This window comes from Microbacterium resistens NBRC 103078 (assembly GCF_001552355.1).
Classification (GTDB): Bacteria; Actinomycetota; Actinomycetes; order Actinomycetales; family Microbacteriaceae; genus Microbacterium; species Microbacterium resistens.
In genome coordinates, this window is sequence record NZ_BCRA01000017.1 from 37,436 (window position 1) to 60,804 (window position 23,369).

Consider the following 23,369-nt stretch of genomic DNA (forward strand, 5'->3'; position numbering starts at 1 on the left):
ACGCCGGTCAGGCGGTCTGCTGCAGACGCACCATGTTGCCCGCAGGGTCGCGGAACGCGCAATCGCGGATTCCGTAGGGCTGATCGATGGGCTCCTGGACGACGTCGGCCCCCTTCGCCTCGATCTCGGCGAAGGCGGCGTCCACGTCGTCCGTCGCGAGGACGATCCCGCCCCAGCTCCCCTTCGCCATGAGCTCGAGGATGGTGCGCCGCTCGTCGTCGGTGATGCCGGGATCGACGGCCGGCGGATGCAGGACGATGGCGGTGTCCGGCTGGCCGATCGGGCCCACCGTCACCCAGCGCATCTCCTGATAGCCGACGTCCTTGCGGACCTCGAACCCGAGCACGTCGCGGTAGAAGGCCAGGGACTCCTCGGCATCGGTGTGCGGAAGGAAGCTGGCGTTGATCGTGATGTCCATGCCGCTGACGCTACCCATCCGCGCGCACGCTCGCTTCTCGATTCCTGATCGGTCGGGTCGCCTGCTTCTCCATCCACGACGGGATCCCCGCTCCCAGGCCCGGATCGCTCCGATAGGCGCGCGGCGACACCCCCACCAGCTCCGAGAACCGGGTGCTGAACGTCCCCAGCGACTGGAACCCGACCGCGAAGCACGCGTCGGTCACCGACACGTCGCCACGCCGCAGCAGTGCCATCGCGCGCTCGATACGTCGGGTCATCAGGTACGAATACGGCGGCTCGCCGTAGACCGCCTTGAACAGGCGGGTGAGGTGACCTGCGGACATGTGCGCACCGCGCGCCAAGGCCTCCACATCGAGCGGCCGGGCGTACTCCCGGTCGATCCTGTCGCGGACTCTGCGCAGGGCGACGAGGTCGCGCAGTCGGTCGCTGGCGGAGCTCGGCGGCATGGGGAAATCCTCGCATGCGCCGCGGACATCCACGGGAATCGGCGGGCGCCGTCGGCAGGTCCTCTCCCGCGCGACGGATCGCGGCGCTACGCTGAGCCTCATCCCTCACAGGATCTTCTCAGAAAGGGGTCCACCACATGTCCGACGCACTTTCGGATGCGAAGAGCCTCGTGCGTTCGCTCCGCGTGTTCCTGGCCGTCTCGGGCGTCATCGCCCTCCTGTCCGGCCTCACCCTGCTGATCTGGCCGGGCAAGTCCGCGGTGATCGTGACGGGCATCGTCGCCGCCTACCTGATCGTGGGCGGCCTGGTCTACATCGGGCTGGGCATCTTCTCGGCGGGCAAGGGCGGGTGGGCGCGGATCGGCCACATCCTGCTCGGCGTCCTCTACATCGTGGCGGGCGTCATCGCCTTCTCGAACCTCGCCGCCGCCACCACCGCCCTCGCCCTGGTGGTCGCCATCTTCATCGGTGTGAGCTGGATCTTCGACGGCATCGTGTCGCTGTCGCTCCTCGGCACCGACGGCACGAAGGTGTGGACGCTGCTCTATGCGCTCCTGAGCATCGCCGCCGGCGTCGTGGTCCTCTTCTCCCCGTTGTTCGCGGCGGTCGTACTGTGGTGGGTCCTCGGGATCTCCCTGGTCGCGATCGGTCTGGTGCAGATCATCCGCGCGATCACGATCGGCAAGGACGCGAAGGACGTCTCGGCGGCCCTGCGCGACGAGTCGGTCTGAGCGCGCCGGCGACGAAAGAGGGGCATCACCGCACGGTGATGCCCCTCTTTCGTCCGCCCGTCCTACTCGACGCCGAAGCTGCTGACGTCGCCGATGAGACGGGTGTGGTCGTTCGGCACCGGCTCCACGGCCGCCGCGGCGACCTCGGCCGCGAACTCGGCCACGTTGTAGAGACGGCCCGCAGACTCGCGGCGCTGCGCGATCGCGCCGGGGTTGGCGCGCTCCAGGAGCGTCGCCGTGATCGTCCCCTCGATCATGTCGCCCGACACGACCACGAACTCGATGCCCTGGTCGGTCAGCCCGGGGATGAGGGCGCGCAGCGCATCCTCGCCCGCGCGCTTGGAGAGCGCGACGGGCTCGTACTCCGGCATCGTCGGCGTCGTGCGGATGAAGTGCGCCTGGTGGCTGGTGACGAAGACGACCCTGCCCCCGTCCTTCAGCAGCGGGCGCGCCGCCTCCAGCACGTTGACCTGGGCGTCGCGGTTCAGCCGCAGCGCGTAGTCCTCGCCGAGACCGGACTCCATGCCTCCGGAGGCATTGAGGACCAGGACGTCGATGCGCCCGTACTCCGCCTCGACGGCGCTCATCATCTCGGACACGGATCCCTGATCCGTGAGATCCGCGCCGACGACGAGCGCGCGACGACCGAGCTCGCGGATCTCGGTGGCGAGCTTCTCCGCCCGCGGCGCCTTGTTCCGGTAGTTGATCACCACGTCGGCACCGGCCTGTGCGAGCAGACGGACCGTGTCGGCTCCGATCCCGCGGGACGACCCCGTGACCAGGGCGACCTTTCCGGTCAGCGATTCGGCGGGAAGGGGCTGGGACACGATGACTCCTCGGACGGGCGCGCTCGGGCGCGCGGACGGACCCCTGAACTTTACCAACCGCCTCTCGCCCGGCGTCCGGGACGCCCCGGGCGGAAGGGACCCGCGTGGTAGGTTGACGGAAAGGAGGAGCACGCGCGCATGGAAGCGATTCTGCAGGGATTCGAGGACTGGGCCTGGATCGGCTGGCTGGTCCTGATCGCGGTCTTCCTCGTGATCGAGATGCTCTCGCTCGACTTCACATTCCTCATGCTCGCCCTCGGCAGCGCGGTCGGCCTCGTCTCCGACCTCACGGGTCTGCCGCTGTGGGCGCAGGTGATCATCGCCGCCATCGCCGCGGCCGCATTCATCCTCCTGCTGCGACCACCTCTGCTGCGTCGCCTTCATCGCAACGAGGACCCGGCGAAGAGCAACGTCGACGCCCTCCTCGGGCTCAGCGGCGTCGTCCTCCTGGAGGTCTCGACGCTCACCGGACAGGTCAAGCTGAGCAACGGCGACACCTGGACGGCACGGCTCGCCTCCGACGCGCCCGTCACCACGCCTCTGGCGCCCGGCGCACCCGTGGTGGTCAGCCGCATCGAGGGCGCCACCGCCTACGTCCGTTCCGCCCACGACTAAGAAAGCAGGAGCAGGCCTTCATGGACGACGCATCCTTCATCCCGACCGCGATCGGGTGGATCCTCGCGATCGCCGTCATCATCTTCGTGCTGGTCACGGTCGCCCGCTCGATCCGGATCATCCCGCAGGCGACCGCCGGCATCGTCGAGCGACTCGGCCGGTACCACAAGACACTCACCCCCGGGCTCAATCTGCTCGTCCCGTTCATCGACCGACTCCGACCGCTGATCGACATGCGCGAGCAGGTCGTCTCGTTCCCCCCGCAGCCGGTTATCACCGAGGACAACCTGGTCGTGTCGATCGACACGGTCGTGTACTTCCAGGTCACGGACGCGCGGGCGGCGACGTACGAGATCGCCAACTATCTCGGGGCCGTCGAACAGCTCACCACGACCACGCTGCGAAACGTCGTCGGCGGTCTGAACCTCGAAGAGGCGCTCACCAGCCGCGACGAGATCAACGGACAGCTGCGCGTCGTCCTGGACGAGGCCACGGGCAAGTGGGGCATCCGCGTCTCGCGCGTGGAGCTCAAGGCGATCGACCCGCCCGTCTCCATCCAGGACTCGATGGAGAAGCAGATGCGCGCCGAGCGTGACCGTCGCGCCGCGATCCTGACCGCTGAGGGATCCAAGCAGTCGCAGATCCTCGAAGCGGAGGGGCGCAGGCAGGCGGAGATCCTCCGTGCCGAGGGCGACAAGCAGGCCGCGGTCCTGCGCGCCCAGGGTGAGGCCGAGGCGATCCAGAACGTCTTCAACGCCATCCACCAGGGCCAGCCGGACGACAAGCTGCTCGCCTACCAGTATCTGCAGATGCTGCCGAAGATCAGCGAGAGCCAGTCCAGCAAGCTCTGGATCATCCCCAGCGAGCTCACGGAGGCGCTCAAGGGGATCGGCAGCGCCTTCACGGCACGCAACGGACAGACTCCCCCGCCGTCGACGAACGCGTGACGCACCCGTACTTCGACGGGGCGCCCTGGCCGAGGGTCCTCGCCCATCGCGGTCTCACGATCGCGGAGGGCGAGGACCCTTCGCATGCCGTGTTCGACAACTCCGCCCTGGCGATCGCCGCGGCCCATGCGTGCGGTGTCGCGTACATCGAGACCGACTGCCGCCGCACCGCGGACGGCGATGTCGTCCTCTTCCACGACGCGGATCTGTCCCGCCTGTTCGGCGATCCCCGTCCGGTGGCGTCCGTGCGGACCGCCGAGCTCGCGGCCCTGTTCGCCGAGCACGGCGGACTGCTGACCCTGCGGGAGGCGCTGGAGTCCTTCCCCACCCTGCGGTTCAACATCGACGTCAAGGACGCGACAGCGGCGGAGGCGGCGGGAGCCGCGGTCTCCCCGCACGCCCACCGGGTGCTCCTCACGAGCTTCTCCGATGCGACGAGACGACGGGCCGTGGCCGCCGCCGTCGACGCCGGTGCCGAGATCGCCCCTGCGGCCTCCCCCGGCCGCTCGGGCATCGCGCGCGCCCGGGCGCTCGCGGCCCTTCCGGGAGACCGCATCGCCGGTCGGGTCCTCGCGGGGATCGACGCGCTGCAGATTCCGGTCCGCTACGAAAGGGTCCCCGTGTTCTCCCCCTCCCTCGTCCGCGCGGCACGCGCCGCCGGCGTCGAGGTGCATGTGTGGACGATCAACGAGGCGGCGGACATGGCGGCTCTGGTCGCCGCCGGCGCCGACGGCGTGGTCACCGATCGCGCCGACCTCGCGCTGCGCGTGCTCGCCCCGTCGTGACCCTGGCGCGGCGGCCGGAAACCGGCGCTGGGCATCGACTGTGAATGTCGCGCGCGTTCAGACCCCTCGCATCACGTGCACAGGTTGACCCGCTATACCTGAGTGCTGACGAGAGGACCACACAATGGCAGATCGCAGCCTTCGCGGCATCCGACTCGGCGCCCAGAGCCTACAGAGCGAAGAGGGCGTCGTCTTCATGGAACGCCGTCAGACCACGTACTCGTGCGACACCTGCGGACACGAGACGACCCTCATGTTCGCGGCCGACGCCGAGCCCCCCACCACCTGGGAGTGCCGCTCCTGCGGCGCAGAGGCGCGCCTCCAGGTCGACGGCAAGTCCGTCGAGGTCGAGGAGGGCGACGACAAGGCCGCCCGCACCCACTGGGACATGCTGCTCGAGCGCCGCACGCGCGCCGAGCTCGAGGAGCTCCTGGAGGAGCGCCTCGCCTACGTCCGGGCCCGCCGCGGCGCCGGCGACGACCCCACTCGCGAGAAGATCGGCGCTTGATCAGACGCCCCTGCCGCTGAGGCTCAGCCGACGCGGCGCCGCCGCGCCGACAGCCCGGCGACCACCACGCCGAGCAGCCCGCCCCAGAGCAGGAGCTGCTCCAGATACGGTCCCACGACGACGCCCCCGGTCGCCCCGGTGCGCAGCTCGACATCCTCGAGCAGCACACCGGGGCGATCGGCGTCCACGGTCGACACGGTGGATCCGTCCGGGCGGATGATCTGGCTGGTGCCGACCGTGGAGATGTTCACGACGGACCGGCCGGTCTCGATCGCTCGCATGCGTGCGATCGCCAGCTGCTGGAGGTTCTCGGCCGTCCCGCGGAAGTCCGCGTTGTTCGTCTGGAAGACGAAGACCTCGGCCCCGCCGGAGATCCCTTCGCGGATGACCTCGTCGTAGATCACGTCGAAGCAGATCGCGAGACCGACCGTCCGCTCCCCCACCCGCACCAGCGGAGCATCGTCGCCGGGCGTGTACTCACGCTGCAGCAGCCCGATGAGATCCGGCACGATCGCGTTGTAGAAGGCGCGGTCAGGCACGTACTCGCCGAACGGGACAGGGTGCCGCTTCGCGTGCGTCTGCGTCTCCGACCGCGACGGTGTCCCCGTCATGTCCTTCGGCCAGAGGAACGACGTGTTGTAGAACCGATCGCCCTTCCCCGTCGCCGCGTTGCTGAGAAGCGGCGCGTCGACTCCGCGGACGACCTGGTTCAACGCCGAGGCCAGGGCGGCACTCTCGAACGGATCGCCGTCGACGCCGCCTTCGGGCCAGACGAGCAGATCCATGTCCTCGCCGCGCAGCTCACGAGTGGCAGAGATCTGCGCGTCGATGACCGCGTACGGCTCGCGCTCGTCGAAGAACCCGGCGGGTCCGTTGCCCTGCACGGCCCCGATCCGCATGCTTCCCGCCGGCGTCGTCGGGAACAGCGGCACGGCGACGAGCAGGATCAGGAGCAGGAGCGACGAGAGCATCGGCAGGAGTCGGGGACGCGGGGCGGCTCGCGGTCGATCGCGCACGATCTCGACGACGAGCGCGACGAATGCGACCACGACGAAGCCCAGCCCGCTGACTCCGACCCAGGACGCCAGGTGCGCCGCGTTCGTGTCGGTCATCGTGAGCCCGATGCGCGCCCACGGGAATCCTCCGTAGGGCCAGGTGCCCACGAACAGCTCGCGGCCGATCCACAGCGCTCCCACGGTCCCCGCGAGAGCGAGCGCGCGTACGGCGGGCCGGCGGAGGGCCCGGGGGATCCAGCGGTACGCCAGGGTGACCGGGATGAGGCCGACGCCCGTCAACACGCCCTCCAGCACGCCGAGCGCGACCCACGGGATCGGGCCGAGGTACGTGCCGGTCCAGGAGACCAGCAGCACGAAGAAGACGATCCCGAAGACGGACCCGACGAGCAGGGCCGACCACGTCCGTCGCCCGATGAGCGCGACGAGCAGCATGGCCACGGCGACGAAGGAGAGCCCCCACACCGCCGGCTGAGGGAAGGCGAGGGTGAGCAGCCCGCCCGCGCACGCGGCGAGGACCACGGCGAGCCACAGCGGCACCGGCGGGGCCTCGGCGCGATCCGCGGGCGCGGAGTCGTCAGGCGCGGTGTCGTCGGGCGCGCTGCGGTCGCGCATCGGTCGAGATCTCATTCGGGTCGGCTCACATCGCGGAGTAGGCGACGATCCCTCGCCGCACGCCGTCCAGCGCCGCTCGTGCCGTGCGGGCCAGCTCCGCGGACCCGGCGACGATCGACAGCTGGTCGAGCAGATCGATCGTCTGCTTGCACCAGCGCACGAAGTCCCCCGCGGCGAGGTCCGCCTCGTCGAGGACGCGGTCGAGGGCACCGCCGCGGGCCCACGCGTGCATGGCCGGCGCGAGAGCGGCCGACGGCGGCTCGGATCCGGGCAGACGGTGATCCTTCTCCAGATCGTCCAGCTCGGCCCAGAGGGTCAGGGTCGCGTCCCACGCCTCGCGGAACCGTCCGCGGGGGAGAGCGCGGGGGTCCACGGAGCCGTCGTCCCGGCGGGGCTCGTACACGAGCGCGCAGGCCATCGCCGCCAGTCCGGCGGCGTCGAGACCGTCCCAGAGCCCCTGCCGCAACGACTCCGCGACGAGCAGGTCGCGTTCGCCGTAGATGCGCTGCATCGAGCGGCCGGCGTCCGTGAGGACCAGGTCGTCGCCGTCGCCCGTCACGTACTCCATCGCCTGCAGGACGTCGATCACGCGATCGAACACGCGCGCCACCGTCCCCGTGCGGTTCTCGATCTGGCGACGCGTGCGGTCGGTCTCGCGCTTGAGCTTCCAGTAGCGCTCGGCCCAGCGGGCGTGCGTCTCGCGATCGGGGCACCGGTGGCACGCATGGCGCTGCATGGCTCGGCGCAGGGACTCGATCTTGCGCAGACGCTTGTCCCGCACCGTGCGAGGCGCACTCGCGTCCGACCGGTTCTTCTTCTCGAGGTCGCTGAGCTCCCGCCGGATGCTCGAGTACTCCGGGAAGTCTCCCCGTTCACAGGTCATGGCCTGCAGATAGCCGGCGAGGGACTCCTCGGCCTCGCGCACCGACCGCGCGAGGCCGACGACGGCCCGGTCCGCCTGGAACTGCGCGAACGAGGACTCGAGGACCTCGCGCGAGCGGGTGCGCCCGAAGCGATCCAGCAGGTTCACCGCCATGTTGTACGTCGGCCGGAAGCTGGAGTTCAGCGGATAGGTGCGGCGGGACGCGAGTGCGGCGACCGCCTGCGGATCCATCCCCTCGGTCCACTGGACGACCGCATGGCCTTCGACGTCGATGCCCCGGCGCCCCGCGCGGCCGGTCAGCTGGGTGTACTCCCCCGAGGTGATCGCGACGCGCGCTTCGCCGTTGAACTTCTCCATCCGCTCCAGGACGACCGTGCGCGCCGGCATGTTGATCCCCAGTGCCAGCGTCTCCGTGGCGAAGACCACCTTGAGCAGGCGCCTCTGGAACAGCTCCTCGACGACCTCCTTGAACGCCGGGAGCAGACCCGCGTGATGGGCGGCGATGCCGCGTTCGAGGTTGTCGAGCCACTCGAAGTAGCCCAGCACGCCGAGATCCTCGTCGCGGAGCGTCCGCATCCGCTCCTCGGCCGTCCGGCGGATCTCCTGCCGGTCCTCGGCGGTCGTGAGACGGATCCCGTACCGACGGACCTGCTGCACCGCGGCGTCGCAGCCGGCCCGGCTGAAGATGAAGAAGATCGCCGGAAGCAGGTTCGCCCGGTCCAGGAGCTCGACGACCTGCGGACGGTCCAGACGCTCGATCCGGCGGACGTTGGAGGAACGGACGGGGCGGCGACCGCCCTTCTTCGGGCGAGGCGCGTAGGCGCCGGCGTGCCGTCGGCTGCCGTACTCCTGGGCTCGGCGGTTCTCGTCGTAGCGGGAGCCGGTGAACGAGCGGATCCGCATCAGCTCCTGGTTGACCTGGGCCGTCGCGACGCCCGCGCGGTCGTCGAACAGCGGGAGCAGGTCGTCGCGGACCAGCACGTGCTGTTCCAGCGGCACGGGGCGCGTCTCCGAGACGATGACCTCGGTGTCGCCCCGCACGGTGTCGAGCCAGTCGCCGAACTCCTCCGCGTTCGACACGGTGGCGCTCAGCGCGACGAGGCGGACCGCCGCCGGCAGATGGATGATGACCTCTTCCCAGACGGCCCCGCGGAATCGGTCGGCGAGGTAGTGCACCTCGTCCATGATCACGAACCGGAGGCCCTGCAGCGCCGAGGAGTCCGCGTAGATCATGTTCCGCAGCACCTCGGTGGTCATGACCACGATGCGGGCGGAGCCGTTGATGTTCACGTCCCCGGTGAGGAGCCCGACGTCGTCCGGGCCGTAGACGTCGACCAGCTCCCGGAACTTCTGGTTGGACAGGGCCTTCATGGGCGTCGTGTAGAACGCCTTCTCCCCCCGCCCCGCCATCGCGAGGTGGATCGCGAACTCCCCGACGATCGTCTTGCCGGCGCCGGTCGGCGCGGCCACCAGGACGCTGCGACCGCGCTCCAGCGCACGACACCCCTCGACCTGGAAGGGATCCAGCTCGAACCGCTGCCGCGCGGCGAACGCCGCCGTCTGGGGGTAGTCCCGCGACTCCCGGGCGGCGGAGTAGCGATCGGCGGGCGAGGTCATCCGGTGGCGTCCAGCGGGAGGCCCAGGTCATCCTGCCGCTTGCGCTTGCGCCGGTCGAAGAGCATGGACAGGAACGCCGCAGCGAAGAACAGGACGACCAGGATGCCGCCGAGCAGCAGCATGCTGATGACGTCGGCCGCCGGGGTCGCGAGCGCGGAGAACACGGTCGCGATCAGCACGGCGACGCGCCACCCCTTCAGGATCGCCTTGCCGGACATGACTCCCGCCACGTTCAGCGCGACGAGGAAGACGGGCAGGATGAACGAGATGCCCACGACGAGCATCAGTTTGAAGACGAAGTCGTAGTACTCCTGCGCGGTGTAGAGGTTCTGCGCCCCGTCCGGGGTGAATCCGGCCATCAGCTCGATGATGTGCGGGACGATCATGACCCCCACATAGCAGCCCGCGAAGAACAGCGGGACGGCGGCGGCGACGAAGGAGATCGTGTAGCGGATCTCCTTCCGCGTCAGCCCCGGCATGATGAAGGCCCAGATCTGCCACAGCCAGACGGGAGCGGACAGGAAGATGCCGATCGAGAACGCGATCCGCATCCGCAGATCGAACGGCGCGGTCACCGAGGTGAAGGTGAAGCCGACGAGGTCGGCTCCTCGCTTCTCCGCCACCGCCCGGATCGGGCCGGTCACGAAGTTCATGATCGGGTCCGTCACCAGGAACGCGACGACCATGCCGAGCACCAGCGCCGCAGCGGCGATGATCAGCCTCTTGCGGAGTTCGACGAGGTGCGCGGCGAGCGACATGGTGCGATCGCGCCGAGGCTTGCCTCCGGCGGTCGCAGAATCGACCGCTGCCACGCGGATCAGCGGGGTCGTTCAGGGTCGGACGAGGTGCCCTGGCCCGTGCCGGTGGAGCCCTCGCCCTTGTCGTCCTTGTCGGCCTCGCGCTGCTCGGCGCGCGCGGCGTCCTCTTCCTTCAAGGCGCTCATCTCGCCCTTGAAGACGCGTGCGGACTGGCCCATGCTCTTGGCGAGCGCCGGGAGCTTCGCCGCTCCGAACAGCAGGAGGATGACGGCGAGGAGGATGAGCAGGTGCCACCCGTTCAGTCCAGCGAACATGTTCGTCTCCTCAAGTCGGGGATTTCCGGCCAGTCTACCGTGCGGAGGACTCGGAATCCTCGTTGTACAGAGCGAGTCCCGCCGCAGCCCAGTCGTGCGCGGCCGTTCGCGCCGCATGCGGGGCCAGCAGCTCCACCTGTCCCCCGTAGCGTGCCGCCAGCCGTTTCAGCGTCAACGGATCTCCCACGCGCAGGCGGGCGGTGACCACGCCGTCGTGCACCTCGGCCTCCGCGCGCTCGAGATAGTCGCTGAGAAGCGGAGCGATCCGCTCAGGAAGGCGGATCGTGGCCTCGCCCTCGCCGCCGACCGCGAAGAGCTCGGGGACGGGCTCCTCACCGTGCTCGATCGGGATGTCCGTCAGCCGGGGGTCGCTCACCCGGTCCAGATGGAACGTCCGCATCGCGCGCCGCAGGTGGCACCAGCCCTGGAGGTACCACTGGCCGTTGGTGATCAGGACCTTCACGGGATCGACGGTGCGCGTGATCGCCGGGGCGTCCGGGGCGCGATAGGTGAAGGACACCGCGACGCCGTCCTGCAGCGCGCGCGACACCAGGGAGCGCACCTCGTCGACGGGCCCGGGGGCGACGATGACGTCGGCGGGCAGCCCGGCGGCGCCGCGGGAGAGCTTGGCGATGAGCCCGGCGATCACCCCGGACTCCGCCACGGCCGGCACGGCGGCCGTGAGCTGCAGACCCGCGAGCAGCGCTGCCGCCTCCCGCGCGGTGAGGCGCGGAGCTCGACGCAGGCCGACGTCGTTCGTGAGCTCGATGATCCCCTGCTCGTCCAGGAGATCCCAGTTGATGTCGAAGAGCTCCTGGGGCTGCTGCCAGTAGCCCTCGTCCCCCGGCAGGCCGATGAGGGTGAGCTTCTCGACCATCGATCGCATCTGGGGGACGGTGACGTCGAAGTCCGACGCCGCCTCCTCCAGCGAGACCTCGCCGCGCTCGAGCAGATACGGGACGAGCGTGAGGTAGGCGCGGACGCGGTCGGAGGTGAGCAGCGGTCGCCGTGCGTTCACGAGGACGTCCCCTTTCCGCCGGTCGTGGACTCGTGGGCGGCCACGACGGCGCGCAGCCGCGAGATGACGGCGTCCCGGAGGTCGGCGGGCTCGACCACGCGCACCTCCGGACCGTACGAGGCCAGCTCGTCCGCCAGGATATGGAGGTCGACGTAGGGCAGGCGGATTCCCTGCGCCGCCGGGGTGGCGCGGCGTCCGAGCCGCAGCGCGGCCTCGGTCCCTGGAGTGATCTCCAGCAACGCGGAGTGGGCGGCGGCGACGGCCTCCAGGCTTGCGAGCGCGCGGTCCCCGGCGTCCTGACGCAGCGCCGCCGGGAACGACTCGGCGGTCACGGTCACATCGCCGACGATGCGCGACAGCAGGAACATCCGCTCGCCGTCCACATCGCGATCGATCCCGAACACATGCCATCGCGCCTCGTACTCCAGGAGAGCCAGCGGATTCACCCGTCGGCGCCGGGGAGCCTCCTCCCCCGGCTTGAGATAGTCGAAGACCACGGCGACGCTGCGCTCGATCGCCTCCTGGAGCGGGGCGAACGCGGATTCGCGGGCCGTGATGCGGGGAGCGAACCCGATGATGGGCTCGTCCACGTCGATGCCCAGGGCGCGGATCTTCCGGACACCGGCCTGCGCTTCGCCGGACAGGGAACCCTCGCTCCAGACACCTCCGGCGAGGCGGAGCACCGCCAGCTCGGCCGGGGTGAACTCGATGTCGACAGGAAGATCGTATTCCGCCTTGGGAATGCGATAGCGGGCCTCGCGCAGATCGTTCGGGTCGGCGTGGTCGCCGAGCGTCTCGATCGGGATGCCGAGGGCGCGCAGATCGTCCTTGTCGCGTTCGAACATCTTCTCGAGCGCATCCGCACGGGCCCCGGCCTCCTGCCGCTGCCGGTACCCGGAGACGTTCTCGAGGATCTGCTGCTTCGTGAGACCGACCTCGGTCGCCATGAGCGCCACGACGAGGTTGGTGAGGCGCTCTTCAGGAGGGATGCGTCCGGCCACTACTGTCCCGTACCGGTGTCGGGATCCACACCGAGGATGTCGACCACGAACACGAGCGTCGAGTCGGCGGGGATCGCGCCCTGCGCCTGGCTGCCGTAGCCCTTCTCCGGCGGGATGACGAGGAGGACCTGGGATCCGACGGTCTGACCCTTCAGTCCCTCGGCGAAGCCGGGGATCACCTGCGCGAGGTCGAACTTCGTCGGGTTGCTTCCCCACGTGCTGTCGAAGACGGTGCGCTCGGCCCAGGTCACGCCGGTGTAGTGCACGCGGATCGGCGCGTCGCCGGTCACCTTCTCGCCATCGCCCTTGATGAGCGTCTGAGCCACGAGCTCGGTGGGCGCCTTCGCGTCGGGGACGATGATCCCCGGGCGCCCGTCGGGCGCACGGACGACGGTGGGCAGTCCGAGCGCGTCGTTGTACTGGAGCGCGCCTTCGGCGTGCGGGAGGTAGACCTTGAGGACGTCGATGACGGCGAAGACGGTCTCGTCCTTGTCGACGCCGAGCCCCTGGGCGGTCTGGGCGCCGAGGTCGTCGGCGGGGATCCCGGCGAGGAGCCGCGAACCCTCGGTGGCGCAGGTGAGGGCCTTCGCGATGCCCGGCACCTGGCTGTCCCACGAGTTGACGTTCGAGAGACGAGTGGTGTCGCCGTTGAACTCCGTCGCGACGAGACGCTCCCCCGTCGTGCCGCTGTAGAGCGCCACATCGATGGACAGCAGCTGATCGCCGGCACTCACGGCCTGGCCCTTCCCGACGATCGCCTTGTCGACGGTGAGGGACGACTCCTTCATGGGAGTGCGCAGGTCGACCTCCGGCTCGGTGCCGAGGTCGCCCGTGACCGTCGCCACCCGGGCGAGGTCGCCCGACGACGGAGCAACGCAGGCCGCCCCGTCGAAGGCGGGGGCGCTCGTGCATCCGGCCAGCGCGACGGAGGCGAGGCCGAGGGTGATCAGGGCAGCGGCAGTCTTACGCACGCGCTCCAGTCTATGCGGACGCGCCCGGCTCGCTCCGCCCCTCCGCCGCGAGCCGCGCGCCGCCGGCGGCACGCTGGGCCTCGCGCACCCTCTTTCGGAGGTTCTTGTCCGTGATCTCGCGGTCGCCGACGGCGCCCGGTGTCCACAGCTCGACGTCCTCGTCGCCGTAGGTGGCCTTCTTCGCCGCCCGACGCTTGACATCGGGGGGAACGGCGCCGGGTGCGAGCCTGCGGGCCGTGATGAGGAAGCCCGTGTGCGCGACCATGCGGTGATCCGGCCGCACGGCGAGCCCCTCGACGTGCCAGCCGCGGACCATGGTCTCGCTGGACTCCGGATCCGTGAACAGCCCCGTGCCGCGGATATACTCCGCGACCCGGGAGAGCTGTGTGGCCGTCGCGATGTAGCAGAGCACGACCCCGCCGGGGGCGAGCGCTTCGGCCACGGCGTCGATGCACTCCCACGGGGCGAGCATGTCCAGCACGACGCGGTCCACCGTGCCGGGGGCCACGGCCTCGGGCAGTGATTCGACGAGGTCGCCGACGATCACGTCCCAGGTCGGCGGCAGCTCTCCGAGGAACGTCTCGACGTTCGCCCGGGCGACCTCGGCGAAGTCCTCGCGGCGCTCGAAGGACAGCAGGCGCCCCTCGTCGCCGATCGCCCGCAGGAGGGACAGGGACAGCGCTCCGGAGCCGACCCCGGCCTCCACGACGGTGGCGCCGGGGAAGACATCGGCCTGGACGACGATCTGGCCGGCGTCCTTCGGATAGACGATCGCCGCGCCGCGCGGCATCGACATCACGAAATCGCGCAGCAGCGGTCGCAGCACCAGGTACTCGTGTCCGGAGCTGTTCGCGACGACGGATCCGTCGGGAAGACCGATCAGGTCCCGGTGGCGCAGCACCCCGTGATGCGTGTGCAGCTCGCCCTCGGCGCGGAGCGTGATGGTGTGCATGCGGCCTTTCGGCCCGGTGAGCTGGACGCGATCCCCCTCACGGAAGGGACCCCGGGGGCGCGTCGCCGTCACGCGTCCGCCCCGATCTCCGGTGCGCGCACGGCGCGGTGGTCCGCGAACGCCGTGACGATGTCCGCCACGCCGCGTCCGTCCAGCGTCGGCCAGAGCTCGTGCGCGCCGATGCCGTCGAGCGGGACGATGTGCGGCACGCCCACCGCCACCGTGCCTGCGGCCACGGCGGAGCGCAGTCCCGTGGCCGAGTCCTCGAGCGCGACCGCCTCGGAGGCGTCGATGCCGAGCTCCCTGGCCGCCTGCAGGTACGGGTCGGGGTACGGCTTGGGGCGCTCGACGTCGTCGCCGGCGACGATCAGGTCGAAGGCCGGGAAGTCGATGAGAGAGACGATGTCCTCCGCCATCCGTCGCATGGACATCGTCACGAGCGCCGTCCGGATGCCCGAATCCCGCAGTTCGCGAAGGAGCTCGCGGGCGCCGGGTCGGAAGGGGACGCCGTCGACCACGAGCTGTCGGCGGACGCTGTCTGTGAGGTGGTCGATGATCTCGGTGACCCCCATCCGCACGCCGGCGGCCTGAAGGATCCGCGCGCTGTCCTCCAGCCCGTTGCCGACGAGCTGAAGCGCCTGCTCATGGGTCCAGGACCCGCCGTAGGACTCGACGAGCGGGGTCTCGGCGGCCATCCAATAGGGCTCGGTGTCGACGAGGGTCCCGTCCATGTCCCAGAGGACGGCGCGAGGAAGGTGGGTCACTGTTCCATCGTAGCCGCGGCACCGCGCGCCGCCCGCCGCCCCGGTCCGCCGTCGGGCGACTAGCCTGGGGGGATCCAGCGGCGCGACGGGCGTCGCGGAGAGGAGCGAGGTGCAGGCTCTCGGACCCCGGATCGTGATCACCGCGTTCGACGGCTGGAACGACGCCGGCGAAGCCGCGAGCTCCGCAGTCGAACTGCTGCGGAGCAGCGGCGAGTACGAGCGTGCGCACTCGGTGGATCCGGAGCTCTATTTCGACTACCAGTACACGCGGCCGGCCGTGGGGCTCGATGCCGACGGCCGGAGGCGGCTGCGCTGGCCGGAGGCGACGCTGTGGCGCCCGGTCGGCGACGACGACACCGACCGGACACGGTTCTGGCTCCTCACCGGCGCGGAGCCCGCGCGCGCCTGGCAGGCGTTCAGCGCCGAGTTCGTCGACGCCGCTCTGGCGGACGACGTGACGGGTTTCGTGACCCTGGGCGCGATGCTCTCCGACGTGCCGCACACCCGACCGATCTCGATCTTCGCGTCGAGCGAGAACGAGGAGATCCGCGAGGGGCTGGGGCTGGAACGCTCCAGTTACGAGGGCCCGGTGGGGATCCTGAGCGTGCTCGAGCATGCCGCGGAGTCCGCGGGGATCCCGACCGCCAGCCTCTGGGCGAGCGTGCCCCACTATGTCGCCTCGGCCACGCCGTCGCCCAAGGCGACGCTCGCCCTCCTCGACCGGCTGCACGAGCTGTCCGGGGTGGACGTGCCGCGGGGGCATCTACGCACCGAGGCCGCCGCCTGGGAGGCGTCCATCGACGCCGCCGCGGCCGAGGACGAGGACATGACGGACTACATCCATCAGCTCGAGCGCACGCGGGACACGTGGGACTCGCCCGACGCCTCCGGCGACGCGATCGCACAGGCCTTCGAGCGCTACCTGCGCCGCAACAACGGCGACGGCCCGGGCGAGCACAAGCGCTGAGCCCGGGGGCCGGAACCCGTCAGGGCTGGATCACGCCCATCCCGAGCAGCACCAGCAGCACGACGCCGAGCAGCACGCGGTAGATCACGAACGGCAGGAAGCTGCGCTTCGAGATCCAGTTCATGAAGAACGCGATGACGCCGAGCCCGACGACGAAGGCCACGCCCGTCGCGGCGAGGGTCTCCCCCGCCGAGAACACGCTCGGCTCGCCGATGCTCTTGAACACCTGGTAGAACCCCGACCCCATCACCGCCGGGATGGCGAGCAGGAAGGCGTACCGCGCCGCCGCCGCGCGCTCGTAGCCCAGGAAGAGCCCGGCCGTGATCGTCCCGCCGGAACGGGACACCCCGGGGATCAGCGCCAGCGACTGCGCGAGGCCGTAGACGACGCCGTGCGGCACGGTGATCTCGTCGAGTGAGCGCCTCTTGGCACCCACGGCGTCGGCGACGCCGAGAAGCAGGCCGAACACGATCAGCATGATCGCGACGATCCACATCGACCGCAGGACGGTCTCGATCTGGTCCTGGAACAGGAGCCCGAGGACGACGATCGGGATGCTGCCGATGATGATCAGCCAGCCCAGGCGCGCGTCCTTGTCGTCGCGCGGGATCCTGCCGACCAGCGCCAGCGCCCAATGCTTGATGATCCGGACGATGTCCCGCCAGAAGAACACGATCACGGCCGCCTCGGTGCCGATCTGAGTGATGGCGGTGAATGCGGCGCCGGGATCCTGCGCCGAGGGAAGGAAGATGCCCACGATGCGCAGGTGGGCGCTGGAGGAGATCGGCAGGAACTCGGTCAGTCCCTGCACGAGGCCGAGGAACAGGGCTTCGAGCAGATGCATGCGTCGTGCTTTCGGGTCAGGCGGAGGGCGTCGTACCGCGACGCTGAGGCGTCAGTACGTCCGGAAGAGGTCGGTCAGCACCTGCTGCCCGAAGACGAGAGAGTCTACGGGAACCCTCTCATCCACCCCGTGGAACATGCCTGTGAAGTCGAGATCGGCGGGCAGGCGCAGCGGCGCGAACCCGTAGCCGGTGATGCCGAGGGTGGCGAGGGCCTTGTTGTCCGTCCCGGCGCCGAGCAGGTACGGGATCACCGGAACACCGGGATCGTGCCGCCCGAGCGCCCCGACCATCGCATCGACGAGCGCGCCCTGGAACGGGGTCTCCATGCCGATGTCGCGCACCACCATCTCGATCTCGACGTCGTCGCCCACGATCTCCTGGAGCTGGGCCAGCACCGCGTCCTCGGTGCCGGGGAGCACGCGCACGTCGACCAGCGCCTCGGCCCGCTCGGGGATGACGTTGTGCTTGTACCCGGCCGCGAGGACGGTCGGGTTCGTCGTCGTTCGGAAGGTCGAGCGGAGGAACGCCTCGGCCGGCCCGGCCGTCGCCGCCAGCGCGTCCGGGTCGTCCGCGGGCAGGCCCGTCAGATCGGACAGCCGTCCGAGCAGTTCCCTGGTCGTCGGCGTCAGCCGCACCGGCCACTGTGTGCGCCCGAGTGCGGCGACCGCCTCGGCCAGCCGTGTCACGGCGTTGTCCGGGTGCAGGCGGCTGCCGTGCCCGGCGCGCCCGCGGGCCACCAGGCGGATCCACATCAGGGCCTTCTCCCCCACCTGAAGCAAGTAGGCACGACGTCCGGCCACGTCGATGGAGTAGCCGCCGACCTCGCTGATCGCCTCGCCGGCGCCGGCGAACCACTCGGGGCGCTCCCGAACCACGAGGGCCGAGCCCTCCACCCCGCCGTTCTCCTCGTCGGCGAAGAAAGCGAGGACGAGGTCGCGCTCGGGCTGTTCGCCGGCACGGAGGAGATCCGCCACCGAGGTGAGGATCATCGCGTCCATGTTCTTCATGTCCACGGCGCCTCGGCCCCACAGCATCCCGTCCCGGACGACGCCGCCGAACGGATCCACGCTCCAGTCGTCCGCCATCGCCGGGACGACGTCGAGGTGCCCGTGCACGACGAGCGCAGGCTTGTCCGGGTCGCGTCCCGGCACGCGCGCCATGACGTTGGTGCGCCGCGTGATCGGCTCGTAGTACTCGGTGCGCAGCCCCAGGCTCTCCAGGTAGGCGCCGACGTACTCGGCTGCCTCGCGCTCCCCCCGCGCGTCCCCGCCTCCGAAGTTCGACGTGTCGAACCGGATCAGATCGGCGGCGAGCCGGGCGACTTCGGGCAGATCGACCTCGGGCGCAGACATGGGTCCAGCGTATCGAACACGGGAAGAGGCCCGATCGACGCGCCCGGCGGACGCCCGGGTTCGAGCGCACCCCGGGATCGTGCTAATCTCATTCTTCGGTTGGAAACAGCCGAAAACACCAGCGCGGGTGGCGGAATAGGTAGACGCGCTAGCTTGAGGTGCTAGTGCCCGCATAGGGCGTGGGGGTTCAAGTCCCCCCTCGCGCACAGTGAGAAGGCCGGGTCGCTCCAGACGGAGCGGCCCGGCCTTCTCGGTTCCCGGTCGCATCACGGTCACCCGCGAGGCTCACCGAGGCGCCAATAGCCCGAGAAGGTGATCCGGTCCTTCGGCACCCCGCGCTCGACGAGCTGGCGGCGGATCTCCTGCACGCCGCCCCGCTCGCCGCACACCCACGCGTAGTCGACGGGATCCGGGAGCACGGCCGTGCGGAGCGCGCGCGCGAGCGGCGCGCCGGGACGCTCATCCCCCCGCGGCACCCAGACGACGTCGCCCGGGAGGTCCTGGCGCTCCCTCTCGTCCGCGATCTCGATGAACACGGCCGTCCTCACGGAGCCTGTCGTCTCGAGGATCCGGGCGATCGCCGGAAGGGACGACTCATCGCCGACGAGGAGCCGCGTGCGGGCGTCCGGCGCCGGTGCATACAGTGCGGCGGCCTCGCGGATCCCGAGCACGGAACCGGGGTGCGCCCGGCGCGCGAAGCGGGTGCCCGGCCCCTCGTCGCCGTGGACGACCATGTCGATGTCGATCTCCGCCGCGGAGGGCCGGTGCGCGCGCAGCGTGTACCAACGGAGATCGGGGCGGTGCTCCTCGGGGATCGCCGCGACGGCGGCCCGGATGTTGTCCCCGCCGTCCTCCGCGGGGAGAACCAGCGGGGCCTCGTCGTCCCGCGGCATCAGGAGCCCGAGGTACTCATCGGGCCCGAGCGGTGCGTACCCGGCGACCTCCGGCGCCGTGACCGTGATCCGTCGCATGTGCGGGGTGACCTCCCGGACGGCCACGACCGTCGCGGCGAACACGCGCGCATCCTGCCGCCGGCTCCGCTGCGGAGGCCGCGGACGAGGTCCCGACCGGTCCGGTGTCTTCGCACGCTCAGGCACGGCGAGCCCCCTCTCTCCAGAGCAGCCAGAGGAAGAACCCGCCGCCGAGGGTGATCGTGACGGCGCCCACCGGGATCGGGGCCGGGAACGCGTACATCGCGAGCAGGTCGCTCGCGAGCAGGAGGAAGGCGCCGACCAGCCCGGCGGCGAGGAATCCGGTCGCCCCGGAGAGCCGACGGGCGATGTGCGGGGCGACGAGGGCCACGAAGGAGATCGGCCCGGCGGTCGCCACCGCCACCGCGACGAGGAGCGTCGCCGCGAGCAGCAGAAGCCACCGGAGGCGGACGATGCGCACGCCCAGCGACGTCGCCATGCCGTCGCCGAGTTCCATCATCCGCACTTGCGGCGCGGCCCAGGCCAACAGCGGCGTGATGAGGGCCAGCGCGATGCCGGCCGGGATCAGGTCGTCCCACCCTCGACCCTGCAGAGAGCCCACGAGCCAGGTCTGCGCCGTGGTGGCGCTCGCGACGAAGACCTGCGTCAGGACGTAGTCGACCACCGCCATCGCGATCGCCGAGAGGGCGACGCCGGTGAGGATCAGCTGGACGCCGTGCAGGCCCGTCCGCACCGTGAGCAGCACGATCACGCCGGCGACTGCGAGAGCCCCCGCCACGGCGCCCAGCGCGGCCTGGTCCATCGATCCGCCCCAGATCAGGAACACGGCCACGGCGCCGACGGACGCGCCGCTGCTGATGCCGACGACGTCCGGGCTTGCGAGGGGATTGCGGGTCAGCGCTTGGAACACCGCACCGGCCACCGCGAGGCTCGCCCCGACGACGATCGCGACGAGGGCCCGAGGAAGGCGGCGCCCGAGCACGAAGAACCCGTCGAGCCGCTCCGGAGGATCACCGGCGAGGGTCCGCAGCAGGGCATGCGGGCTGACCACGTACTCCCCCACCATCAGCGCCACCGCGCACAGCACCACGAGCGCTCCGGCCGTGGCGGCGACCATGAGGACGCTCCGGGGTCGATAGCGGAACGACCACCGATGCGCGGCGACCACACGTTCATCCGTGGAGAGGCCGGTCACGACAGCCTCGTCCCGCGCCGCCTCGCCACGAAGGCGATGAGCAGGGGGCCTCCGACGAACGCCGTGACGATGCCGACCTGCACCTCGCCGCCGCCTCCGATGATCCGGCCCAGCGTGTCCGAGAGAAGCAGCATCGCCGGGGCGGCGAGCACGGAGGCGGGCAGCACGATCCGGAGGTCCGGCCCGACCGCGCGCCGCACCAGGTGCGGCACGACCAGTCCGACGAACGCGATCGGCCCGGCGATGGCGGTGGCGGTTCCGCACAGCAGTGCGACGGCGGCGAGGGCCAGAGCGCGCACGACGCCAGGACGGACGCCCAAGGAGATCGCGCTGTCGTCCCCGAGCGACATCGCGTTGAGCGCGGGCGCCAGCGCCAGCGCGAGGAGGGCACCGACCACGACGAGCGCGACCAGCGGCAACGCCTCGTCGACCGGACGCGCCGTCAGAGAGCCGACCCGCCAGAACCGGAACGCATCCAGCAGGGTCTCGTCCGACAGCACGAGCGCCTGGGTGGCGCCTCCGAGGATCGCGGAGAACGCCACGCCCGCCAGGATCAGGCGCACCGGCGACGCCTCGGCGAACCGGGAACCGGCGAACCAGAAGATCACCGCCGAGGCTGCGGCGGCGCCGGCCAGGGCGAGCCACACCGTCCCGCCCACCCCGAGGGCGCCGAACACGCTGAGCCCGGCGACCACGCCGAACGAGGCGCCGGCGTTGACCCCGAGCATCCCGGGATCGGCGATCGGATTGCGGGTGATCGCCTGCATCAGGACCCCCGCGACCCCGAGCGCGACGCCGCAGATCAGCGCGTTCACCGTCCGGGCGACCCGCAGCTCGCCCACGATGTGGAGCACGTTCTCGTGACCGGCGCCGACGAGGGCCAGCGCGACCTCGTGGAGCGGAATGAAACGTGCCCCGACCGCCAGGCTCAGCACCACGGAGAGGGCCAGGATCAGTGAGGCGCCGAGCATGACGGACGCTGTGCGCGACGGCCGCACGGCGAAGGGCGTCCGTGCGGGCTCGACGATCGCGGTCCCGAGGTTCATGTTTGGTGAGCCTAACCAATGTTGCTAGCGTTCGTGGATGTGAACAGACCCGAACGCCCCCGGACCCTCCTCTTCGCCGCCGCCTCCCTCGCCGGCATCGCGCTGCTCGTCACCGGCTGCGGCGCCGCCGAACCGGAGGAGTCCACGAACCCGACCGCCGGATACGTGGTCGAGCACGCCATGGGCGAGACCGAGTTCGAGACGGTGCCGGAGCGCATCGTCGTTCTGGACTCGCCGCAGATGGACGCCCTGGTCGCCCTCGGGATCACCCCGGTGGGCGCTCCGGAGATCGGCGCAGGGCGCGGGTTCCCCGCCTATCTCGCCGACGAGCTCGCCGACACCGAGCCGATCGGCTTCATCGCGGAACCGGACGTCGACGCCATCGCGAACCTCGCGCCCGATCTGATCCTGGGGTCGAAGGTCCGCCACGAGGCGCTGTACGACGAGCTCTCCGCCATCGCGCCGACCGTGTTCTCCGAGGACACCGGCACGAACTGGACCGAACAGGCCGAGCTGACGGCACGCGCCGTCCACCAGTCCGACAGGATGGACGAGCTCATCTCCGGCGTCGAGAAGAGGGCGGCCGACGTGGGAAAGACGGTCGGCGCCCAGGGCACGACCGCCTCGATCGTCCGCTTCCGCTCGGACAATTTCCGCCTGTACGGCCCCGGCACGTTCTCCGGCTCGCTGCTGACGGAGATGGGTTTCGACCTCGGAGCCGACCGCGACTGGAACGAGTACTCGATGATGGAGCTCAGCCCCGAGCTCTACGAGCAGATCGACGGCGAAGCGGTCTTCTACATGAGCCCGGGCGGCGACCCGGCGGCGACCACGCAGGCCCGGATCACCGGCCTGTGGGGAGCTCTGCCCGGCGTGTCCGGCGGCAGCGCGTTCGAGGTCGAGGACGACACCTGGATGGTGGGCATCGGCGTCATCGGCGCAAACCTCGTCATCGACCAGGTCGAGGACCTGCTCGGCTGAGCGCCCGCCCGGTGCGGGGTGCGGCCGATCGGACGGCCCGCCTCGCACCGCCTCCCTGGGAGAAGACATGACCACGCACACTCCGGCGATCGAGGCCAGGGACCTGGTGATCGGCTACGACGGGCAGGTGGTCGTCCACGGTGTGGATCTGGCCCTGCCGCGCGGCTCGTTCACGGTCATCCTCGGCCCGAACGCCTCGGGCAAGTCCACCGTGCTGCGCGCGCTCGCGCGGGTCCTGCGCCCGAAGACGGGTCAGGTGCTGCTCGACGGCCGCGCCCTGGCGGAGTACGGCTCGAAGGAGCTGGCGCGCCGGATGGGGCTGCTGCCGCAGGACGCCGTCGCGCCGGAGGGCATGCGCGTCGCCGACCTGGTCTCGCGCGGCCGGCATCCGCACCACACGGCTCTGCAGCGGTGGACCGGCGCCGACGACGCCGCGACCACGGAGGCCCTGCGCGCCACGGGGACCGAGGACCTCGCGGATCGATCCGTGGATCAGCTCTCCGGCGGGCAGCGCCAGCGGGTGTGGGTCGCGCTGCTCCTGGCGCAGCAGACCCCGGTCATGCTGCTGGACGAGCCGACGACGTTCCTCGACATCGCCCACCAGTACGAGCTGCTCGATCTGCTCCGCACGCTCAACGGGCAGGGCAAGACCGTGGTCGCGGTGCTCCACGACCTCAACCAGGCCGCGCGGTACGCCGATCACCTCGTGCTGATGAAGGGCGGCCGCGTGGTCGCCACGGGAGCGCCGGAGTGCCTCCTCACGGCGGATCGCATCGGCGAGGTCTTCGGCATCGACGCGCTCGTGACCGCGGACCCCGTGACGGGGACCCCGATGGTCGTGCGCCGATAGCGGCGCGCTGTTACGG

At 70.7% G+C, this 23,369-nt stretch carries 25 protein-coding genes and 1 tRNA gene; 9 read left to right on the plus strand and 17 right to left on the minus strand.

Features of this window, described 5'->3' with window-relative positions; translation table 11 throughout:
* Nucleotides 1-7 precede the first annotated feature (7 nt).
* On the minus strand, nucleotides 8-418 hold the full coding sequence (locus MR1_RS03945) for a VOC family protein (RefSeq protein WP_067243380.1): 411 nt from the start codon (nucleotides 416-418) through the stop codon (nucleotides 8-10).
* A 10-nt stretch (nucleotides 419-428) separates the two neighbouring features.
* Nucleotides 429-866: a helix-turn-helix transcriptional regulator gene (locus MR1_RS03950; protein ID WP_067243381.1), complete on the minus strand. Its 438-nt coding sequence runs from the start codon at nucleotides 864-866 to the stop codon at nucleotides 429-431.
* A 137-nt stretch (nucleotides 867-1,003) separates the two neighbouring features.
* On the opposite strand from MR1_RS03950, the gene MR1_RS03955 reads away from it, so the two are divergent.
* Complete coding sequence (locus MR1_RS03955; protein WP_067243382.1) at nucleotides 1,004-1,597, plus strand: HdeD family acid-resistance protein; 594 nt, start codon at nucleotides 1,004-1,006, stop codon at nucleotides 1,595-1,597.
* A 62-nt stretch (nucleotides 1,598-1,659) separates the two neighbouring features.
* On the opposite strand, the gene MR1_RS03960 is transcribed toward MR1_RS03955, so the two are convergent.
* The gene (locus MR1_RS03960) at nucleotides 1,660-2,424 is read right to left on the minus strand and encodes an SDR family oxidoreductase (protein ID WP_067243383.1); all 765 of its coding nucleotides are present in this window, start codon (nucleotides 2,422-2,424) and stop codon (nucleotides 1,660-1,662) included.
* A 138-nt stretch (nucleotides 2,425-2,562) separates the two neighbouring features.
* On the opposite strand from MR1_RS03960, the gene MR1_RS03965 reads away from it, so the two are divergent.
* The 4 genes from MR1_RS03965 (at nucleotide 2,563) to MR1_RS03980 (ending at nucleotide 5,279) form a co-directional block, all read left to right on the plus strand.
* Nucleotides 2,563-3,039 carry an NfeD family protein gene (locus tag MR1_RS03965; protein WP_067243384.1) on the plus strand — a complete coding sequence of 159 codons (477 nt, stop codon included), beginning with the start codon at nucleotides 2,563-2,565 and terminating at the stop codon, nucleotides 3,037-3,039.
* Nucleotides 3,040-3,059: 20 nt separating this feature from the next.
* The gene (locus MR1_RS03970) at nucleotides 3,060-3,986 is read left to right on the plus strand and encodes an SPFH domain-containing protein (protein WP_067243385.1); all 927 of its coding nucleotides are present in this window, start codon (nucleotides 3,060-3,062) and stop codon (nucleotides 3,984-3,986) included.
* The gene (locus MR1_RS03975; protein WP_067243386.1) at nucleotides 3,983-4,771 is read left to right on the plus strand and encodes a glycerophosphodiester phosphodiesterase family protein; all 789 of its coding nucleotides are present in this window, start codon (nucleotides 3,983-3,985) and stop codon (nucleotides 4,769-4,771) included. The genes MR1_RS03970 and MR1_RS03975 overlap by 4 nt, the downstream gene beginning before the upstream one ends.
* 124 nt (nucleotides 4,772-4,895) lie before the next feature.
* Entirely contained in the window at nucleotides 4,896-5,279 is a 384-nt protein-coding gene (locus MR1_RS03980) for an RNA polymerase-binding protein RbpA (protein WP_067243387.1), read from the plus strand.
* A 23-nt stretch (nucleotides 5,280-5,302) separates the two neighbouring features.
* Here the strand turns inward: MR1_RS03980 and lnt are convergent, their stop codons facing one another.
* Genes lnt through MR1_RS04025 form a run of 9 tightly spaced genes read right to left on the minus strand, consistent with a single transcriptional unit; the run spans nucleotide 5,303 to nucleotide 15,185 of the window.
* Nucleotides 5,303-6,907, minus strand: a complete 1,605-nt coding sequence (lnt, locus tag MR1_RS03985) for an apolipoprotein N-acyltransferase (protein ID WP_084344357.1) — start codon at nucleotides 6,905-6,907, stop codon at nucleotides 5,303-5,305.
* A 25-nt stretch (nucleotides 6,908-6,932) separates the two neighbouring features.
* Complete coding sequence (locus MR1_RS03990; RefSeq protein WP_067243388.1) at nucleotides 6,933-9,407, minus strand: DEAD/DEAH box helicase; 2,475 nt, start codon at nucleotides 9,405-9,407, stop codon at nucleotides 6,933-6,935.
* Nucleotides 9,404-10,165, minus strand: a complete 762-nt coding sequence (gene tatC, locus MR1_RS03995) for a twin-arginine translocase subunit TatC (protein ID WP_067243389.1) — start codon at nucleotides 10,163-10,165, stop codon at nucleotides 9,404-9,406. The genes MR1_RS03990 and tatC overlap by 4 nt, the downstream gene beginning before the upstream one ends.
* 59 nt (nucleotides 10,166-10,224) lie before the next feature.
* Nucleotides 10,225-10,479 (minus strand): twin-arginine translocase TatA/TatE family subunit, encoded by a 255-nt coding sequence (gene tatA, locus MR1_RS04000; protein WP_067243390.1) that lies wholly within the window; start codon nucleotides 10,477-10,479, stop codon nucleotides 10,225-10,227.
* Between the two features lie 34 nt (nucleotides 10,480-10,513).
* Nucleotides 10,514-11,497, minus strand: a complete 984-nt coding sequence (locus MR1_RS04005; RefSeq protein ID WP_067243391.1) for a helix-turn-helix transcriptional regulator — start codon at nucleotides 11,495-11,497, stop codon at nucleotides 10,514-10,516.
* Entirely contained in the window at nucleotides 11,494-12,498 is a 1,005-nt protein-coding gene (locus MR1_RS04010) for a helix-turn-helix transcriptional regulator (protein ID WP_067243392.1), read from the minus strand. Before MR1_RS04010 ends, MR1_RS04005 begins: the two co-directional genes overlap by 4 nt.
* Nucleotides 12,498-13,469 (minus strand): FKBP-type peptidyl-prolyl cis-trans isomerase, encoded by a 972-nt coding sequence (locus MR1_RS04015; RefSeq protein WP_067243393.1) that lies wholly within the window; start codon nucleotides 13,467-13,469, stop codon nucleotides 12,498-12,500. The genes MR1_RS04010 and MR1_RS04015 overlap by 1 nt, the downstream gene beginning before the upstream one ends.
* 10 nt (nucleotides 13,470-13,479) lie before the next feature.
* Nucleotides 13,480-14,493 (minus strand): tRNA (adenine-N1)-methyltransferase, encoded by a 1,014-nt coding sequence (locus MR1_RS04020; RefSeq protein WP_067243394.1) that lies wholly within the window; start codon nucleotides 14,491-14,493, stop codon nucleotides 13,480-13,482.
* Nucleotides 14,490-15,185 carry an HAD family hydrolase gene (locus MR1_RS04025; RefSeq protein WP_255218084.1) on the minus strand — a complete coding sequence of 232 codons (696 nt, stop codon included), beginning with the start codon at nucleotides 15,183-15,185 and terminating at the stop codon, nucleotides 14,490-14,492. The genes MR1_RS04020 and MR1_RS04025 overlap by 4 nt, the downstream gene beginning before the upstream one ends.
* Before the next feature lie 109 nt (nucleotides 15,186-15,294).
* On the opposite strand from MR1_RS04025, the gene MR1_RS04030 reads away from it, so the two are divergent.
* Nucleotides 15,295-16,152 (plus strand): PAC2 family protein, encoded by an 858-nt coding sequence (locus MR1_RS04030; protein ID WP_067243395.1) that lies wholly within the window; start codon nucleotides 15,295-15,297, stop codon nucleotides 16,150-16,152.
* 19 nt (nucleotides 16,153-16,171) lie between these two features.
* Here MR1_RS04030 and MR1_RS04035 read toward each other — a convergent pair whose 3' ends face one another.
* The gene (locus MR1_RS04035) at nucleotides 16,172-16,996 is read right to left on the minus strand and encodes an undecaprenyl-diphosphate phosphatase (RefSeq protein WP_067243396.1); all 825 of its coding nucleotides are present in this window, start codon (nucleotides 16,994-16,996) and stop codon (nucleotides 16,172-16,174) included.
* A 51-nt stretch (nucleotides 16,997-17,047) separates the two neighbouring features.
* Complete coding sequence (locus MR1_RS04040) at nucleotides 17,048-18,349, minus strand: M20/M25/M40 family metallo-hydrolase (protein WP_067243397.1); 1,302 nt, start codon at nucleotides 18,347-18,349, stop codon at nucleotides 17,048-17,050.
* Nucleotides 18,350-18,470: 121 nt separating this feature from the next.
* Here MR1_RS04040 and MR1_RS04045 point away from each other — a divergent pair.
* A tRNA-Leu gene (locus tag MR1_RS04045) sits at nucleotides 18,471-18,555 on the plus strand.
* Nucleotides 18,556-18,621: 66 nt separating this feature from the next.
* On the opposite strand, the gene MR1_RS04050 is transcribed toward MR1_RS04045, so the two are convergent.
* The 3 genes from MR1_RS04050 to MR1_RS04060 form a co-directional block, all read right to left on the minus strand.
* The gene (locus MR1_RS04050; protein WP_255218085.1) at nucleotides 18,622-19,365 is read right to left on the minus strand and encodes a siderophore-interacting protein; all 744 of its coding nucleotides are present in this window, start codon (nucleotides 19,363-19,365) and stop codon (nucleotides 18,622-18,624) included.
* A 73-nt stretch (nucleotides 19,366-19,438) separates the two neighbouring features.
* On the minus strand, nucleotides 19,439-20,476 hold the full coding sequence (locus tag MR1_RS04055; RefSeq protein WP_067243399.1) for a FecCD family ABC transporter permease: 1,038 nt from the start codon (nucleotides 20,474-20,476) through the stop codon (nucleotides 19,439-19,441).
* Nucleotides 20,473-21,522, minus strand: a complete 1,050-nt coding sequence (locus MR1_RS04060; RefSeq protein WP_067243400.1) for a FecCD family ABC transporter permease — start codon at nucleotides 21,520-21,522, stop codon at nucleotides 20,473-20,475. Before MR1_RS04060 ends, MR1_RS04055 begins: the two co-directional genes overlap by 4 nt.
* A 39-nt stretch (nucleotides 21,523-21,561) precedes the next feature.
* On the opposite strand from MR1_RS04060, the gene MR1_RS04065 reads away from it, so the two are divergent.
* Nucleotides 21,562-22,503, plus strand: coding sequence for an ABC transporter substrate-binding protein (locus tag MR1_RS04065; protein WP_067243401.1), 942 nt, complete (start codon nucleotides 21,562-21,564; stop codon nucleotides 22,501-22,503).
* Nucleotides 22,504-22,570: 67 nt separating this feature from the next.
* Nucleotides 22,571-23,353, plus strand: a complete 783-nt coding sequence (locus MR1_RS04070) for an ABC transporter ATP-binding protein (RefSeq protein WP_067243402.1) — start codon at nucleotides 22,571-22,573, stop codon at nucleotides 23,351-23,353.
* Nucleotides 23,354-23,369: the final 16 nt, after the last annotated feature.

Excerpts from the sequence above, each read along its gene's own strand:
- MR1_RS03990 (WP_067243388.1), bottom strand. The coding sequence starts at position 9,407 with ATGACCTCGCCCGCCGATCGCTACTCCGCCGCCCGGGAGTCGCGGGAC.
- MR1_RS03980 (WP_067243387.1), top strand. The coding sequence starts at position 4,896 with ATGGCAGATCGCAGCCTTCGCGGCATCCGACTCGGCGCCCAGAGCCTA.
- tatA (WP_067243390.1), bottom strand. The coding sequence starts at position 10,479 with ATGTTCGCTGGACTGAACGGGTGGCACCTGCTCATCCTCCTCGCCGTC.
- lnt (WP_084344357.1), bottom strand. The coding sequence starts at position 6,907 with ATGCGCGACCGCAGCGCGCCCGACGACACCGCGCCTGACGACTCCGCG.
- MR1_RS03950 (WP_067243381.1), bottom strand. The coding sequence starts at position 866 with ATGCCGCCGAGCTCCGCCAGCGACCGACTGCGCGACCTCGTCGCCCTG.
- MR1_RS04070 (WP_067243402.1), top strand. The coding sequence starts at position 22,571 with ATGACCACGCACACTCCGGCGATCGAGGCCAGGGACCTGGTGATCGGC.
- MR1_RS04040 (WP_067243397.1), bottom strand. The coding sequence starts at position 18,349 with ATGTCTGCGCCCGAGGTCGATCTGCCCGAAGTCGCCCGGCTCGCCGCC.
- MR1_RS04035 (WP_067243396.1), bottom strand. The coding sequence starts at position 16,996 with ATGCATCTGCTCGAAGCCCTGTTCCTCGGCCTCGTGCAGGGACTGACC.
- MR1_RS03965 (WP_067243384.1), top strand. The coding sequence starts at position 2,563 with ATGGAAGCGATTCTGCAGGGATTCGAGGACTGGGCCTGGATCGGCTGG.
- MR1_RS03970 (WP_067243385.1), top strand. The coding sequence starts at position 3,060 with ATGGACGACGCATCCTTCATCCCGACCGCGATCGGGTGGATCCTCGCG.
- tatC (WP_067243389.1), bottom strand. The coding sequence starts at position 10,165 with ATGTCGCTCGCCGCGCACCTCGTCGAACTCCGCAAGAGGCTGATCATC.
- MR1_RS03945 (WP_067243380.1), bottom strand. The coding sequence starts at position 418 with ATGGACATCACGATCAACGCCAGCTTCCTTCCGCACACCGATGCCGAG.
- MR1_RS03955 (WP_067243382.1), top strand. The coding sequence starts at position 1,004 with ATGTCCGACGCACTTTCGGATGCGAAGAGCCTCGTGCGTTCGCTCCGC.
- MR1_RS04060 (WP_067243400.1), bottom strand. The coding sequence starts at position 21,522 with ATGAACCTCGGGACCGCGATCGTCGAGCCCGCACGGACGCCCTTCGCC.